Origin of the sequence: Pseudomonas lutea (assembly GCF_000759445.1) — a bacterium.
Lineage (GTDB): Bacteria > Pseudomonadota > Gammaproteobacteria > Pseudomonadales > Pseudomonadaceae > Aquipseudomonas > Aquipseudomonas lutea.
Genome location: NZ_JRMB01000003.1, coordinates 96,413 through 110,089, shown reverse-complemented (window position 1 = coordinate 110,089; position 13,677 = coordinate 96,413). Strand labels below are relative to the sequence as shown.

Sequence of the window (13,677 nt, the reverse complement as noted above, 5' to 3'; positions counted from 1 at the left end):
CCAAGTCCAACTACCCCTTCAATATCGGCACAATTTAGCCGCTGACTCGATGGCGTTGCGTTGTGCCCTGCACCAGCAGGTACCGCGCTTCGCCGATCAGGTTGGCAATGGCACGGCTGGACTGCAAAGACTCCAGCGGTATGCCGTTCAACACGACCTTTTGCGCGGGATCGTCCAGTTTTTGAAGCGTCAAGTCCAACGTCCGCCCGTCTGTGCATTCGCATGTGCAAAGGTCGGGGAGTAACGCGCGCTCAATCAAGTTGCGTATTTCGAGTGTGGATAAAAATGGAACGCTCATAAACACCTCCGTCTTGATACAGGTTTGACGGAACGGGCCATGCGCCTGTTCGGCATATTTATTCATCGCCCTGGCGGCATCGATAGCGCCAAGCGGCAGGTTGAACGTTGGGCAGTGCGTGGGCCGCCGTTCATCCGGCAACTGTTTGCGTGAGCTGAACCACGCACCGCGATGACTCTTCTACCCCTAGGACCGGCGGCCGCTCGCCCTCTTCGTTTCCGGGTAACTCAACATGTTACCGGAGCCTGATGCGTACGCCAGACGTTAACCGGAGCTCAGCGACAAGGGCGGCTCGGACATTGTTTGCCTGAGACCCATCCATGCCTGCCTCGCTGCGTTCATGACTCAGGGATGCTTGATATGTCTGAACAACCGTTAATCGCAACGCACACCAGCCAACAGATTTCCTCTCCAGGGACCATGACCTCCGTGGAACGCGGCCTCTCGCTGGCGGCCGGTACGGCGCTGGTCGTCAATGGCCTTCGGCGTGGCGGATTGGGAGGTTTCCTGCAAATCTTCGCTGGCGCTTATGGGGTGTTTCGTGGAGCTACGGGGCATTGCGCCCTGAAGCAAGCCTTGACGCCGACGCCCTTTGAACAGCGCTTCAGCGCCGAGCACAACTGGCCGATCAGCGAGGCGCTGAGCCGAAGCGTGACCATCAGCCGCCCGCTGGAGGAAGTCAGGGATTTTCTCGCTCAACCCGAAAAAGTCGGTGCTTTACTGCGCTGGGTGGAAAGCGTCGAGGCGCTCGGCCCTGACAGAACCAGCTGGACCGTACGCGCGCCGGTCGGTCGCAAGGTCCAGTGGACGCTGATCAGCGTGCCAAGCGAAGCGACAAACGAGTTGCAGTGGCACACGCCTGAGGGCACCCGATGGCAGCACGACATATCGGTGCACCTGAGCGAAGCGCCCGCTGGCCGTGGCACTCAAGTCAAAGCAGTGGTGGTGTGCAAGCCTTCGCTGGGCAAGCTCGGTTATGGCATCGCACGGGCGATCAGCGCGTTTTCGGATAAAGCGCTGTTGAATGCCCTACAGGCCATCAAGCAGCAGATGGAGACGGGCGAAGTCACCACGTCACGACTGCGCCCTGATGACGACAATGATTTCTTCTATCTGCACGGGCAGCTGGAAAATGAGGCGGGCTCCTCACACGGCCCGGACTCGGTCAAAACCGGCGTAGCCGTTGAGCGGGGGGTGGTCTGATGCGCGCACTGACTTGGCAAGGCCCCAATCTTCTTCAAGTCGACAACGTTGCCGACCCCTCAATCCTCAACCCGCGCGACGCGATTATCCGCGTCACGCTGTCGTCTGTGTGCGGCTCCGACCTGCACTTGCTGGGCGGATATGTGCCGGCCATGAAGCCTGGGGACATCATCGGTCACGAGTTCATGGGCGAAATCGTCGAGGTCGGCCCGGGCGTTACCGGGCTGTCGAAAGGCGACAAGGTCATCACGATTTCCATCATCGGGTGCGGTAACTGCGAACATTGTCAGCGCTCGGACTTTTCCTGCTGCGACAATTCCAACCCCAACCCCTCCGCCACTGATCTTGCCTACGGCCAGCCGTGCTGCGGCATCATCGGTTACAGCCATGCGTTTGGTGGCTATCCGGGCAGTCATGCGACGTACATTCGAGTTCCCTACGCCGACGTGAACCTGTTCAAAGTTCCCGACGGGGTGACTGACGAGCAGGCCGTGTTTGTTTCCGATGCCGCGCCCACCGGCTATTTCGCCGCCGACAACGCGGATATTCAACCGGGTGACACGGTGGCCGTGTGGGGTTGCGGGGGTGTGGGCCAGATGGCGATCTGCAGCGCCTATTTGCTGGGCGCCGAGCGAGTCATTGCGATTGATCGTTACCCTGACCGGCTGCGCCTGGCCCGTGAGCGCGGCAAGGCGATCACCATCAACTATGAAGAAACCAATGTGCATGAGGCACTGCTGGAACTGACGGGAGGACGCGGGCCGGATCGGTGCATCGATTGTGTCGGCATGGAAGCGCACGGCACAGAGATCGACTACGCCTACGACAAGGCCAAACAGATGCTGCGCTTGCACACCGAACGCGGCACGGTGCTCCGGCAAGCGATTCGCGCCTGCCGCAAAGGCGGAACCGTGTCGGTGGTCGGGGTGTACGGCGGGCTGCTGGACAAATTCCCTATGGGTGCAATCGTCAACAAGGCACTCACGCTCAAGTCGGGGCAGCAACCGGGCCAGCGCTATGCCAATACCCTGTTTGAATACATTCAGAAAGGCGAACTCGACCCGTCCTACCTGCTGACCCACCCCATGAGCCTTGAGGATGCTCCAGAGGGCTACAAGATGTTCAAAGAAAAATCCGAGCACTGCCTGCGTGCGGTCTTCAAGCCTTAGAAACCGCTAAGTCCCCCGTCCGATGCGGTGATGAACGCCGCATCGGACATCTTTCGCCCAGCCCTTCTTAAACTAAGCAAACGCTCGTTTTAAATAATTAACGAGGGCATTGCTGCGTCAGAGAAACTAACGCCAGTATTTAGTCCATGCACCAAACCACCTAAAACCATCCGTTCAAGTGCAAAAAAAACTTATACAAACCGATCAATCGAAGAGCCACTTTGTACAAGTTTTAAGTGACACTACCGTTCATCGGCCGCCTTTAAAATCTCGAAAGCAATTTTCTCCTCACCGCTATCCCAGAAGTATCCGTCATCAACGATGGATCATGAACGCAACAGCAAACTGATTTCGGAGAGCTATTATGACAACCAGTAATAAAAATCCAGGTAACTTTGCAAACGATCGTGAGAAAGCATCGGAAGCGGGTAGAAAAGGCGGACAGGCCTCTGGCGGCAACTTCGCCAACGATCGCGAAAAAGCCTCGGAAGCCGGCAGAAAAGGCGGCCAGAACAGCCACGGTGGTGGTCGTAAATCTGAGTAATACACCAGCGCTTATTCATTAACGAGTCGGGGTTTCTATCGTGGATCGCTACTTTGCAAACAACCGGAACGCTTTGTCCGGGGAAGTTAAGGACGGCACTTTTAGCAGTCGTTTTGAACATATCGAAACGTCACTGCTCAGCGAGCCGACGCCATCCGGTCGATATGGAACACACCGACAAGTTTATGAAAAACGTTCTTCCAAGGGCGACGCAGAAGGGCGATACAGTACTGCCCTGCTTGAGCGCGATTGCCGGAATGATGGCAGTCGTTCTGCGCCACACTTTGAAGGCAGTCGCTAGTTTGTTTAGATTCAATTAATCCATTCGAGAGGACATTGAAAATGGCACAAGATAAACAAGGCAGCATGTCGGTCAGCGAAGCGGGCAAAAAAGGTGGCGAAGCCACTTCCGCCAGCCACGACAAAGAGTTCTACCAGGAGATTGGTAGTAAAGGCGGCCAAAACAGCGGAGGCAACTTCAAGAACGATCCTGAGCGCGCAGCCGAAGCCGGCAGCAAAGGCGGCCAGAACAGCGGCGGCAACTTCAAGAACGATCCTGAGCGTGCAGCCGAAGCGGGCAGCAAAGGTGGCCAGAACAGCGGCGGCAACTTTGCCAACGACCGCGAGAAAGCGTCCGAAGCAGGACGTAAAGGCGGGCAGAACAGCCACGGTGGTGGCCGGAGTGATTCCTGACCCAGCTGCAGGGGAGCCTGGCTCCCCTGTTCCACAATGATCACCCTGAGCATGCCGCGCGAACGCGTCGGGGATACCCGATCGTTCATTGCGGCATGCCTTCAGGGTTTTATATTTTCTGCCGTCCGGTTCGGCGGATTTGCCCACACTTGCCATACTTGCGTCCACTTGGAAGCTCCACGACCAACTGAGGACGCGAGGCAAATCAATGACTAGTTCAGCGACGGAGCGCCACTTGCTGTGCCAACGGCGGATTCTTGCCGAGTTCGGGGAGCAAGCCGTCATTGGTGCGGATCTTGACGCGATCCTTCAGGCGGCTTGCAAAGGTGCCGGTGAGGGCTTGGGAACGCACCTGGCCAAATTCATTCAGATCGATTCGGAAAAGCGCCAGATGTGGGTCCGCAGCGGTGTCGGCTGGACGTCTGGGGTAGTGGGGCAAGAAACCCTCGATTTGGAGTACGGCACGCCTGAATGGTATGCCCTGAGCGTCGAGCACCCTGTTATTTCGCAAAGCACTGCACTGGAAAACCGCTTCACCCTTCACCCTTTCCAGATCGACAATCGCGTCGCCGCGTTCGTCAACGTCACCGTTTACGCGCCCCATGACCAACGCCCCATCGGTATTTTTGAGGTGGACAGCCGCACGCCCCGCGCTTTCACCGAAAGCGATGTGGATTTCCTGCGCAGTTACGCAAGCTTGATCGCAGCCTGTTTCGAACGGTTCCGGATCACCGATGCGCTCAGGGAGGCCGAAGCGAAACTTCGGGAAAGCGAGCGTCGCTTGCGCCGGGCCGTCGAGTTAAACCCGCAAATCCCCTGGACGGCAGACGCCAACGGCGCCGTCACCTCCATTGATGCGCGATGGGCAGAATTTTCAGGCCTGGAGCGCGAACAAACCATGGGCCAGGGGTGGCGAGAATTTACCCATCCCTACGACATGCCCATGATCATCAAACAATGGAGCGCGTCGTTGGCCAGCCTGACACCCTTTGATGTTCAGGTGCGCCTGCAAAAAAACACCGGCAAGTACGACTGGTATCAGGTCCGCGCTTATCCGGAACTGGATGAGGCAGGCCATTGCCAGCAATGGTATGGCACGGTGGAGGACATCAGCGATCGCGTTCGGCTTGAAGCCTCCCTCAGGGACTGGAATGACAACCTGGAAGCACGAATTTCCGAACGCACCCGACAGTTGCAGGAAGAGCAACGCGAACGTGAAGCTGCCGAAGCCAAGTTGCGGCAGAGCCAGAAGATGGAAGCCGTCGGGCAGCTGACTGGCGGGATCGCCCACGACTTCAACAACCTGCTGGGCAGCATCTCGGCCAGCCTTGAGTTGATGCAAATGCGCATTGCAGCGGGTCGTGTGGCGGACATCGGCAAGTACCAGACGCTTGCCTTGACGTCCGTCAAGAGAGCCGCCGCGCTGACCGGCCGGTTGCTGGCGTTTTCACGACAGCAGCCGCTTGACCCCAAGGTGGTGGACCCCAACGAAGTGGTCGCCGGGCTCGAAGACATGATTCGCCGAACGATGGGCCCCGACGTGGTCGTGCGTTGCGACCTGGCGTCGGTGGGGTGCATCAGTTGCGACACCAATCAGCTGGAAAATGCCTTGCTGAACCTGGCCATCAATGCGCGGGACGCGATGGCCGCAGGCGGCACGTTAACCCTGCGCACTCAGCGGTTGGACATCGACGAACGCACCGGCAAGGACAAGGAAATGCAGCCGGGTCCGTACGTGCTTATTTCAGTCACCGACGATGGCTGCGGAATGAGCGAGGATGTGCTGAGGCGCGCGTTCGATCCGTTTTTCACCACCAAAAAACCAGGCCAGGGCACCGGGCTGGGGCTCTCGATGATTTATGGTTTCACCCAGCAGTCCGGCGGGCAGATCCGCATCCACAGCACCCTGAACGTCGGCACGACCATTTCGATGTACTTCCCGTTGGATACGCGCAACGCCGACAACACGCTTGAGGCAGTGGCGAACGCTGCGTCACTTCCTTCAGACAGGGGCAACGGTGAGGTCATTCTGGTGGTTGACGATGAAACGGGCCTGCGCGAGATTGCAGTGGAGCTGCTTACCGATCAGGGGTACGCCCCCTATGAAGCCATCGACAGCGCATCAGCGATGAAGCAGTTCGAGAAGCTGGACCGCGTTGACCTGCTTATCACTGACATCGGTCTGCCAGGGGCCATAAACGGCCTTGCTCTGGCCAAGACCCTCAAGGCACAGCGCCCTCAGCTCAAAGTGTTGTTCATCACCGGTTATGCCAATGCCGAGGGCATCACCGAGGGGCTGTCGTTGGGCAAAGTGCTTTCCAAACCCTTCAGCGTCACAGAGCTGTCGGACTACGTAAGGTCCGCGCTCGCTTCGGAGGCTGCCGAATCTGAAAACAGGAGATAACCATGACGATGCACGTCATTAACTTCACCGCCCCCATCACTTCCGCCACGTGCGGCCAACTGATTGAAAAGTCGTCACTGGCCATCGAACGCGGTGCCTCGTGCCTGGTGGTCAACATTGCGACCATGGGCGGCGAATGCAGCTACGGCTTCACGATGTACAACTTCTTGCTGTCGCTGCCGATCCCGGTGCATACCCATAACCTCGGCACGGTTGAATCGATGGGCAATATTGTGTTCCTGGCTGGCGAGCGGCGCACAGCCTGCGTGCACAGCAAGTTCCTGTTTCACCCGTTTCACTGGCACGTCAGTGGTTCAGTGGACCACTCAAGAATGTCCGAGTATGCGATGAGCCTGGATTACGACCTGCAGCTGTACGCAAGAATTGTCGCGGAGCGCACGGTCGATGCGCGTGAGGTGCTGGAAACCGAAAAGTACCTGACCGCTGCACCGCGCATTATCGACCCTCAGCAAGCGCTGGCCACCGGGATGATCCATGCGGTTGAACAACCGCAAATCAACGCCGCCTGCGTCAGTTACTGCATTCACGCTTAGCCGGCCACCCGCCGCACAATCAGATGAATCTGGTCAATGTCCCGAGGCGCCGTGATGCTGACGTTGGGCGCACTTGGGCGTGCGACCACCCGGCGCCAGTTCGCCACGGCCCGGGCGTGCCGTTCGCTGGCCGCCGTCCATTGCGGACCAAAGGCAGTGTTTTGCCTGACAAGGCGCATGTACTCGTCCGTGGCTGCCTGCAGTTCGAGCTTCACGGTCAGAAGCTCGATCTCGTATGGATTACTCATTTAGCTGGCTGTTCCCTAGGTGCTCAAGCTCCAACAAACGAAGCGTTGAAGGTCAGAAAGCGTATGCGCCGAAGCACGTGACGCTTGCCAGCCTGGCAACGTGACAGTCCGTTTTATACGGTTTCGCCAAGACAGTTCAATGGCAATATGTCGATTGTAGACGAATGACCGCGCCACCTTCCGGCAGGAGTCTATCTAACCTCCTGCTAGCGAAACGGCGAAGGCGGGTTACCGATTGAGGGCATATTCGGTCAGCGCAGCGGCACAGGCTTCGATGCCATTCTCAGTGATGATTTCAAACCCGTGTGTGTTCTCCGTGGGGATCGCGATGCACCCGGCCTTGGCCGCCGAGCCGACGCTCATGACGGCGCTGGCATCCGAGGCAAATTCCACCAGCAGCGCCACCTGTGCCTCATACCCTGCCCGTTCGCTGGCGGCCATCAGGTCGGTAACGACACGTCGGGTATAAACGCCTTTCTGGTCCCCGGTGTTGATGATGGGGTGGTCGTCCAGGCGTGTACCGTATTCAGCCAGAACCGGGCCCACCTCCACCGCAATGATCGTGTCCCCCGGCAACCGGGACGCAGCGTACATCGCGCCGGCGTTGGATTCTTCCTCAAGGGTTGTGCAAACCAGCCATACATCCTGGTTCAGCTCCGCACGTCTCTCGCTCAGACCTTTGGCGGTCAGGATGACCGCAAGCAGCGGCGCCCTGTCATCCAGAAAGTGCGCCGCAATCGCATCCGGCAGATACCACGGCGCACGCCAGTGTTTGCTCAGGACCACGCGAGTGCCCGGCCGCACGCCGGCGTTGGCGAGGTCCTCGCGCGCGCGTCGGGTAACAACATGCACATCGGCCCACTGGACGTTGCCTTGCAGCACATCCTTGCTTTGTTGAGAGCCGCCGCTGCTGTGCATCGACCCAAACGACAAGACACCGGGCAATACGCCGCTGTCACCCAAAATATCCACCGGCGCCGCGCCGAAGCTGATTGGCTGTGCGCCGCCGAGCGCTTGAACCTGCAGCGTGCCGTCTTCGTCGACCAGCTTGACGACCATCGCGATCTCGTCGAGGTGCGCCATGATTTTTATGCCGTCGTCGGGATCGGCATCACGCGATGCCTTGATGCGGCCAACGACATTGCCAGCGCGGTCCTCAGTCACTTCATCGCAATAACGCGCCAGCTCTGTCTTGCAGATAGCGCGCACTTCATCTTCCTGACCACCGGGCCCATAGGCCATGAGCAGTTTTTCCAGAAGGCTTTTGTTCTCGCTGTTCATTCACATCTCCAGCAACGATTTCGCTGCAGGTAAAAAACGCCTGCATGGTCATGGCAGATCAGGCGGTCCCAGCCCGTGCCGTGTCCAAAAAGTGACTGTCCAGCCCCATCATGGTTCGGCCCCTGAGCCTGAACGTAGCTTCAACGTAGCCTGAACGTAGCCTGAATGTAGCCCCGGCGACCACTTGTCCGGCCGACCCGTGATGCTCTTGGCACTCTGCCAATGCAACACGTCAAAAAAATTTAGAGCTATCGCCGTCAGGTGATGAACACACAACGCAGCACTGTGGTGAAACACGCATGTTTACGGCCGAGACAGCCCATCGTCTCCTCCTCGGGCAAGGAAACTGGGTCACGCTGTTGGAAATCGCCCTGCGCGCAGCTGTTCTGTTTGCGCTGATTATCTGCTCAATGCGCATGCTCGGCCGCAGGGTCGCTTCGCAGTACACCTTGTTCGAGCTGTCGGTGGTGGTGACACTCGCCGGCGCGGTGGGCGTGCCTTTGCAAGCCACTGAACGGGGCCTGCTGCCACCGGTTTTCATCATGATGGCGGTAATCGTTCTGCAGTATGCGATGGCGAAATGGAGCGTTCGCTCGCCGGGGTTCGAGACCGTGATCTCCGGGGCCGTCAGCACCATCATCCACCATGGCGAGCTTCAGCTGGACGAGCTCAAACGTGCGGCACTGTCGCGCGAGCGGCTGTTCGCCATGCTTCGCTTGCGGCAGGTTCAGCACCTGGGTCAGTTGAAAAAAGTTTACCTGGAGCCTTCTGGCGATCTTTCGATTGTCTACGCCGAATCGCCCCGCCCCGGGCTTTCGATACTCCCGAAGATAGACTCGCGGCTGCGTGAGGCCGTCGCCGTGGCCACCGAAGTGAGTTGCAGCAGTTGCGGGCACACGGAGCCCGACACCCAGCAGCAGCGCAACACGTGCATCAATTGTGGCGACACGGAATGGATACCCGCCGCCCGCGAGTTGGACGACTGACCATGGAACAATTTCTTTCCAACGCGCACCGCATCCTGATCGGCGACAACCCTTGGTCGTTTCTGCTGGAGGTGTTGCTCAGAAGCGCCGTTATTTATGTCCTGCTGTTTGTCACCATGCGCCTGATGGGCAAGCGCATGGCTGCACAGCTGAGTGTGTCCGAGCTTGCCGTGATGATTACCCTGGGTGCTGCCGTTGGCGTGCCGCTGCAAACCGCGCAACAAGGTTTGTTGCCCGCTGCAGTGCTGCTGATCTGCGCGCTGATTTTTCAGCGTGGGTTATCGACCCTTTCGGTTCGCAAGCGCTCCATCGAAGTTCGCGTGCAGGGCGATGTCACCCTGTTGCTGATCGACGGGCGCCTGCTGATGGGCAACCTGCACGCCTCGCGACTGACGCCGGCGAGGGTCTTTTCCGAGTTGCGCGCCCAGGGCGTCCATCAGTTGGGCGAGCTAAGGCGGGTGTACCTCGAATCAACCGGGGACTTCAGCATCGTCCGCTACAAACGCCCGCGCCATGGCCTGCGGTTAATGCCCCCTGCCCGCTTTGCACTCGATCTGCCGGGCCATTACAGCGGTCGTCTGGCCTGCTGTTGCTGCGGCAACGTCTGTGAAATCCGACCCGGTGGGCAGACGCAAAAGTGCTCGTATTGCCATAACGTGCAGTGGACCGTCGCGGTCGGCGAGGACCTGCGCTCCGAGCTGCACGACGAGGGCGGCTCTGATCCCCATTTGCAGTGAGTGATTCGACCATTCGTCAGGCGGCGCCGCTTGCCAGGCGGCCGCCCGTCAGACACGGGAAGTCCGGCCTCTGGCCGTGCAGTCGGTAAGTTGAACCCGGCAAATGTTTTCAATCCGGCGACTGGAGACTGCAGATGACGACGACCCTATCCAACTTGCTCGACAACAAAGGCACGCCCCTGGACAAGCAGGTGTTCACCTGGAAGGACATGGCTGGCAAGCCGATTTCAAAACTCGACGATGATGCATTTACCCGCGTACGCGTCATCCTGATGAATGGCGTGGAGTCTGATGCCCTGCGCCTGAAACACTTCGGGGCACGCTTCCACAAAGAACTGCAGGCACCGCTGGCGCTGGTGCGTCGAGCCGAACAGCACCAGATGACCATGGTGAACTGGATGCTCAGTGCCGATCACTCACCACTGGAAACGACCGTGGCTTATGAACAGGTCGCCATCGAGGTGACCGCCGCGGTCGCGCAAACCGAGCCTGACCCGTATCAGGCGCAAACCTACCGCTTCGGGTTGCTTGAAGACTTCGACCACTTGTACCGCTACTCCGCGATGCTGGATCGGCTCGAGGGCAAGGATGCCAACAACATCCTGCAGGGCTACACCGACATCGTCCCTGGCCGGCCTACCAGCGAGCACCACCGGGCACCCAGCGACGACCTGCGCGACAACTACCAGAAGGACAGCGCGACATTGATCACCAAGATCCATGCCGCGCTGATCACCGGGGCGGAATACCAGACCCACGATTACTACATGAACATCGGCCCGACCTTCGCCGACCCGGTCGCCCGCGCCTTGTATGCCGAAATCGCCTCGGTCGAGGAGCAGCACGTCACTCAGTACGGCTCACTTCAGGACCCCAGCGAGACGTTCATGGAGAAATGGCTGATCCATGAGGCGATGGAGGTTTACACCTACGCCAGTTGTGCGGAGCAAGAAGAGAATCCGCGCATCAAGGCGATGTGGGAGCGCTTCCTGGATTACGAACTGGGGCATTTGAATCTGGCGTGCGAGTTGTTCAAAAAGCATGAGCGGCGCGACCCCGCTGAAATCCTCGCGGGCGATTTGCCGAACATGATCGCGTTCAAAAGCCAGCGTGACTTCGTCCGCGAAACCCTCTCCCGGGAAGTGGACCTGCGCGCCCATGGCATCGATTACGTGAGCAAAGAGAACGAAGGCCACGCCTCGCTTGAGTACCGGGCGCAGCTCAACTCCAAGGGCGTACCGGCAATGGCTGTGTCGGCCGGCTACACCTGGAAACCCGGCACCGAACTGAACCGTAAAGCGTGAGGAATCCCACATGAGCAACACAGAATTGAAGCTGCGCATGAATCGCACCGGCGCTCAGATGTCCCCTCTGGACACGCAGAAGCAAATCGAAGCCACTGAACGCTTCCCCGCCGACATCCCGGCCGACGGCATGCAGTTGTTCGAGGAGCGCCAGCAGGCGATTGTCGACGCAGACAATGTGGGCTCGATTCCCGTGCCCGGTTCAGCCAAGGGCATGCTCAAAAGCGCGCTGGACAAGCTGCGAGGGCATAACCCCGAAGTGTTGATGGACAAGCTCGGTGAACGCCTGGCATTCGAGCGCACCGGGGTTCGGCTGTATGACGCGATGATCGCCAAGGCGTCATCTGCCGAGGGCGGCAACCTGGAGCTGACCGAGTCGCTGCGCCACATCCAGCGTGAAGAGCAAGAGCACATGGAGATGGTCTGGCGAGCGATCGAAACACTGGGGGCTGACCCCACGAGCATGACGCCGTGTGCCGATGTCGCCGGGGTGAAGGCCCTGGGGGTGATGCAGGTACTTACCGATCCGCGCACCACGGTTTCACAATGCCTGAACACGCTGTTGACGATTGAACTGGAAGACAACGACGCGTGGGGGCTGTTGATTGACCTGACGCGGCAAGCAGGTCACCCGCTGATTGCCAAGGAGTTTCAACATGCGCTGGAGCAGGAAGAGAAGCACCTGAGCACTGTACGGGCTTATGTGCGTGACAATCTGATGGCGCAGGTCAGTTAGCGATTGACCCTGGGCAATTGGACGGTGGGTACGGACGTGCCATTGGCTGCGGTGGCACGTCTGAGTGAAGGGAAAACATCAGGGGCTGTTCGGGCAGCTAAGAGCGGTAGCGGGAGTGGGTATAAGTTCGAAGGATGCGGAGGCTCTAATTCCTTTCGCGGGCAAGCGCGCTCCTACAATTGACCGCGTCGTTGGAGGCATTTCCGTTCAACGCCAGACAGCTCAATCAACGGGGACTGCGGGATGCACGAAAATCGCTGGCGCGCGGTCCCTTGTAGGAGCGCGCTTGCCCGCGAAGGCGTCCTCACAGACACATCCGGAATATCTGTTCACTGCCGGGCTGATCGGTTCTGTTCTAGCCTGAGCTAGCCCCTGGAACATATGCGAAGGAACGCCAATGCCACAAAGAAGCGCTGATTTGCGGTCAGGACGATATTCGGAGGTTGGCCAGATCTACCTGCTGACCTCCGTCGTCAATGGCAGACAACCTCTTTTTTCCGACTGGCGCACTGGCCGATATGTGGTTGATGAATTCCGGCGAGCCCAGCAGGCAGGCGTAGCGGAGTCTCTCGCCTGGGTCGTCATGCCCGACCATTTCCATTGGCTGGTAACGTTGAATACGGGGACGCTGGGTATGCTGGTGCGGCGGGTCAAGTCGGGTAGCGCGCTCTCGATAATGCGGGCCGGTTGCACCCCGCTCAGGGTATGGCAGAAGGGTTATCACGACCGGGCAATCAGGCGTGAAGAGGATTTGCAGGCGGTCGCGCGTTATATCGTCGCCAACCCATTGAGGGCCGGTCTGGTAAAACACGTTGGCGATTACCCGCTGTGGGATGCTGTTTGGCTGTGAGATTTTTCGCGGGCAAGCGCGCTCCTACAATTAACCGCGGCGTTGCGTCCTTTGTCGCCAAGACGATAATCGCGGCAATTATCGTCGGCCCAAACAGACGCGGCCACGCAGACGGTGCAGGCACATGCCGGCTGTGGACTGGGGATTGTCCACCGAGATCGTAGGTCGATACGGTCCGGTGTAGGAGCGCGCTTGCCCGCGAAGGCGTCCTTCCACGCGCTGGGTCTGTTGGATCACGACACATAGCTCTCGGCCACCTACCCTCGTTATCCCATTGATGGTAATGCATCAGGGAGCGTTTCTGGAGGATGGCGGGCAAAGCTCAGCGTCGCCTCAACTTTGGCTGGCTGTTTTTCGGGCAGTGTCGATGTGCAGATCAATCGCCACTGTGTCCACGCGGTCCCGCTGGCAGACAGACAGCCCTTGCAGCGTCTTGGCGTAGACCTCATCGGCGGTGTCTTTGAGCTGTTGCCATTCCGACAAGTCGATCACCTCGCGCAGCACCAGCTCATCGGCCCGATTGATCAGCGTCTGATAAAAATCGTCCGGGAGATCGAGCCGGTAGTTGTCGTCCTCGAGCAGCAAGTGCCAGGCCCTGACTTCCCTCTCTTTGGTGGTATTGGTCATCGTTCGGCTCCTGGTTTCGTTTCAGGTCTGCATCCGAAAAGGT

Annotated in this window: 14 protein-coding genes and 1 pseudogene; 11 read left to right on the top strand and 4 right to left on the bottom strand. The window is 58.9% G+C overall.

Annotated elements, in window-relative coordinates; genetic code table 11:
* Window positions 1-34: 34 nt before the first annotated feature.
* On the bottom strand, window positions 35-298 hold the full coding sequence (locus LT42_RS25465; protein WP_081955440.1) for a DUF1652 domain-containing protein: 264 nt from the start codon (window positions 296-298) through the stop codon (window positions 35-37).
* A 360-nt stretch (window positions 299-658) separates the two neighbouring features.
* Between LT42_RS25465 and LT42_RS21370 the strand changes: the two genes are divergently transcribed.
* The 6 genes and pseudogenes from LT42_RS21370 (at window position 659) to LT42_RS21345 (ending at window position 6,865) form a co-directional block, all read left to right on the top strand.
* A complete protein-coding gene (locus LT42_RS21370; protein WP_037018523.1) occupies window positions 659-1,501 on the top strand; it encodes an SRPBCC family protein in 843 nt (280 codons plus the stop codon).
* Window positions 1,501-2,670, top strand: coding sequence for a zinc-dependent alcohol dehydrogenase (locus LT42_RS21365; RefSeq protein WP_037017895.1), 1,170 nt, complete (start codon window positions 1,501-1,503; stop codon window positions 2,668-2,670). The genes LT42_RS21370 and LT42_RS21365 overlap by 1 nt, the downstream gene beginning before the upstream one ends.
* Window positions 2,671-3,058: 388 nt before the next feature.
* A pseudogene (locus tag LT42_RS25460) lies at window positions 3,059-3,214 on the top strand (con-10 family general stress protein); the annotation flags it as partial.
* A 342-nt stretch (window positions 3,215-3,556) separates the two neighbouring features.
* Window positions 3,557-3,907: a con-10 family general stress protein gene (locus tag LT42_RS21355; RefSeq protein WP_037017891.1), complete on the top strand. Its 351-nt coding sequence runs from the start codon at window positions 3,557-3,559 to the stop codon at window positions 3,905-3,907.
* Between the two features lie 208 nt (window positions 3,908-4,115).
* Window positions 4,116-6,311: an ATP-binding protein gene (locus tag LT42_RS21350; protein ID WP_037017888.1), complete on the top strand. Its 2,196-nt coding sequence runs from the start codon at window positions 4,116-4,118 to the stop codon at window positions 6,309-6,311.
* 2 nt (window positions 6,312-6,313) lie between these two features.
* A complete protein-coding gene (locus LT42_RS21345; protein ID WP_037017885.1) occupies window positions 6,314-6,865 on the top strand; it encodes an ATP-dependent Clp protease proteolytic subunit in 552 nt (183 codons plus the stop codon).
* Here the strand turns inward: LT42_RS21345 and LT42_RS21340 are convergent.
* Window positions 6,862-7,113, bottom strand: coding sequence for a hypothetical protein (locus LT42_RS21340; RefSeq protein WP_037017882.1), 252 nt, complete (start codon window positions 7,111-7,113; stop codon window positions 6,862-6,864). The two genes, LT42_RS21345 and LT42_RS21340, sit on opposite strands and share 4 nt — an antisense overlap.
* 228 nt (window positions 7,114-7,341) lie before the next feature.
* Window positions 7,342-8,394 (bottom strand): M42 family metallopeptidase, encoded by a 1,053-nt coding sequence (locus LT42_RS21335; RefSeq protein WP_037017879.1) that lies wholly within the window; start codon window positions 8,392-8,394, stop codon window positions 7,342-7,344.
* A gap of 299 nt (window positions 8,395-8,693) precedes the next feature.
* Between LT42_RS21335 and LT42_RS21330 the strand changes: the two genes are divergently transcribed.
* From LT42_RS21330 to LT42_RS21310, 5 genes are all read left to right on the top strand, one after another.
* Window positions 8,694-9,380, top strand: coding sequence for a DUF421 domain-containing protein (locus LT42_RS21330; RefSeq protein ID WP_052075364.1), 687 nt, complete (start codon window positions 8,694-8,696; stop codon window positions 9,378-9,380).
* A 2-nt stretch (window positions 9,381-9,382) separates the two neighbouring features.
* On the top strand, window positions 9,383-10,117 hold the full coding sequence (locus LT42_RS21325; RefSeq protein ID WP_052075363.1) for a DUF421 domain-containing protein: 735 nt from the start codon (window positions 9,383-9,385) through the stop codon (window positions 10,115-10,117).
* A gap of 134 nt (window positions 10,118-10,251) precedes the next feature.
* Window positions 10,252-11,421: a hypothetical protein gene (locus tag LT42_RS21320; protein ID WP_037017877.1), complete on the top strand. Its 1,170-nt coding sequence runs from the start codon at window positions 10,252-10,254 to the stop codon at window positions 11,419-11,421.
* Between the two features lie 10 nt (window positions 11,422-11,431).
* Window positions 11,432-12,157, top strand: coding sequence for a ferritin-like domain-containing protein (locus LT42_RS21315; RefSeq protein ID WP_037017875.1), 726 nt, complete (start codon window positions 11,432-11,434; stop codon window positions 12,155-12,157).
* A gap of 397 nt (window positions 12,158-12,554) precedes the next feature.
* Window positions 12,555-13,007, top strand: a complete 453-nt coding sequence (locus LT42_RS21310; protein WP_037017873.1) for an REP-associated tyrosine transposase — start codon at window positions 12,555-12,557, stop codon at window positions 13,005-13,007.
* Window positions 13,008-13,340: 333 nt separating this feature from the next.
* Here the strand turns inward: LT42_RS21310 and LT42_RS21305 are convergent, their stop codons facing one another.
* A complete protein-coding gene (locus tag LT42_RS21305) occupies window positions 13,341-13,634 on the bottom strand; it encodes a hypothetical protein (RefSeq protein ID WP_037017871.1) in 294 nt (97 codons plus the stop codon).
* Between the last annotated feature and the right edge of the window lie 43 nt (window positions 13,635-13,677).

What these genes read in the sequence shown, in the direction of transcription:
- LT42_RS25465 (WP_081955440.1), bottom strand. Translation starts at nt 298, where the DNA reads ATGAGCGTTCCATTTTTATCCACACTCGAAATACGCAACTTGATTGAG.
- LT42_RS21370 (WP_037018523.1), top strand. Translation starts at nt 659, where the DNA reads ATGTCTGAACAACCGTTAATCGCAACGCACACCAGCCAACAGATTTCC.
- LT42_RS21365 (WP_037017895.1), top strand. Translation starts at nt 1,501, where the DNA reads ATGCGCGCACTGACTTGGCAAGGCCCCAATCTTCTTCAAGTCGACAAC.
- LT42_RS21355 (WP_037017891.1), top strand. Translation starts at nt 3,557, where the DNA reads ATGGCACAAGATAAACAAGGCAGCATGTCGGTCAGCGAAGCGGGCAAA.
- LT42_RS21350 (WP_037017888.1), top strand. Translation starts at nt 4,116, where the DNA reads ATGACTAGTTCAGCGACGGAGCGCCACTTGCTGTGCCAACGGCGGATT.
- LT42_RS21345 (WP_037017885.1), top strand. Translation starts at nt 6,314, where the DNA reads ATGACGATGCACGTCATTAACTTCACCGCCCCCATCACTTCCGCCACG.
- LT42_RS21340 (WP_037017882.1), bottom strand. Translation starts at nt 7,113, where the DNA reads ATGAGTAATCCATACGAGATCGAGCTTCTGACCGTGAAGCTCGAACTG.
- LT42_RS21335 (WP_037017879.1), bottom strand. Translation starts at nt 8,394, where the DNA reads ATGAACAGCGAGAACAAAAGCCTTCTGGAAAAACTGCTCATGGCCTAT.
- LT42_RS21330 (WP_052075364.1), top strand. Translation starts at nt 8,694, where the DNA reads ATGTTTACGGCCGAGACAGCCCATCGTCTCCTCCTCGGGCAAGGAAAC.
- LT42_RS21325 (WP_052075363.1), top strand. Translation starts at nt 9,383, where the DNA reads ATGGAACAATTTCTTTCCAACGCGCACCGCATCCTGATCGGCGACAAC.
- LT42_RS21320 (WP_037017877.1), top strand. Translation starts at nt 10,252, where the DNA reads ATGACGACGACCCTATCCAACTTGCTCGACAACAAAGGCACGCCCCTG.
- LT42_RS21315 (WP_037017875.1), top strand. Translation starts at nt 11,432, where the DNA reads ATGAGCAACACAGAATTGAAGCTGCGCATGAATCGCACCGGCGCTCAG.
- LT42_RS21310 (WP_037017873.1), top strand. Translation starts at nt 12,555, where the DNA reads ATGCCACAAAGAAGCGCTGATTTGCGGTCAGGACGATATTCGGAGGTT.
- LT42_RS21305 (WP_037017871.1), bottom strand. Translation starts at nt 13,634, where the DNA reads ATGACCAATACCACCAAAGAGAGGGAAGTCAGGGCCTGGCACTTGCTG.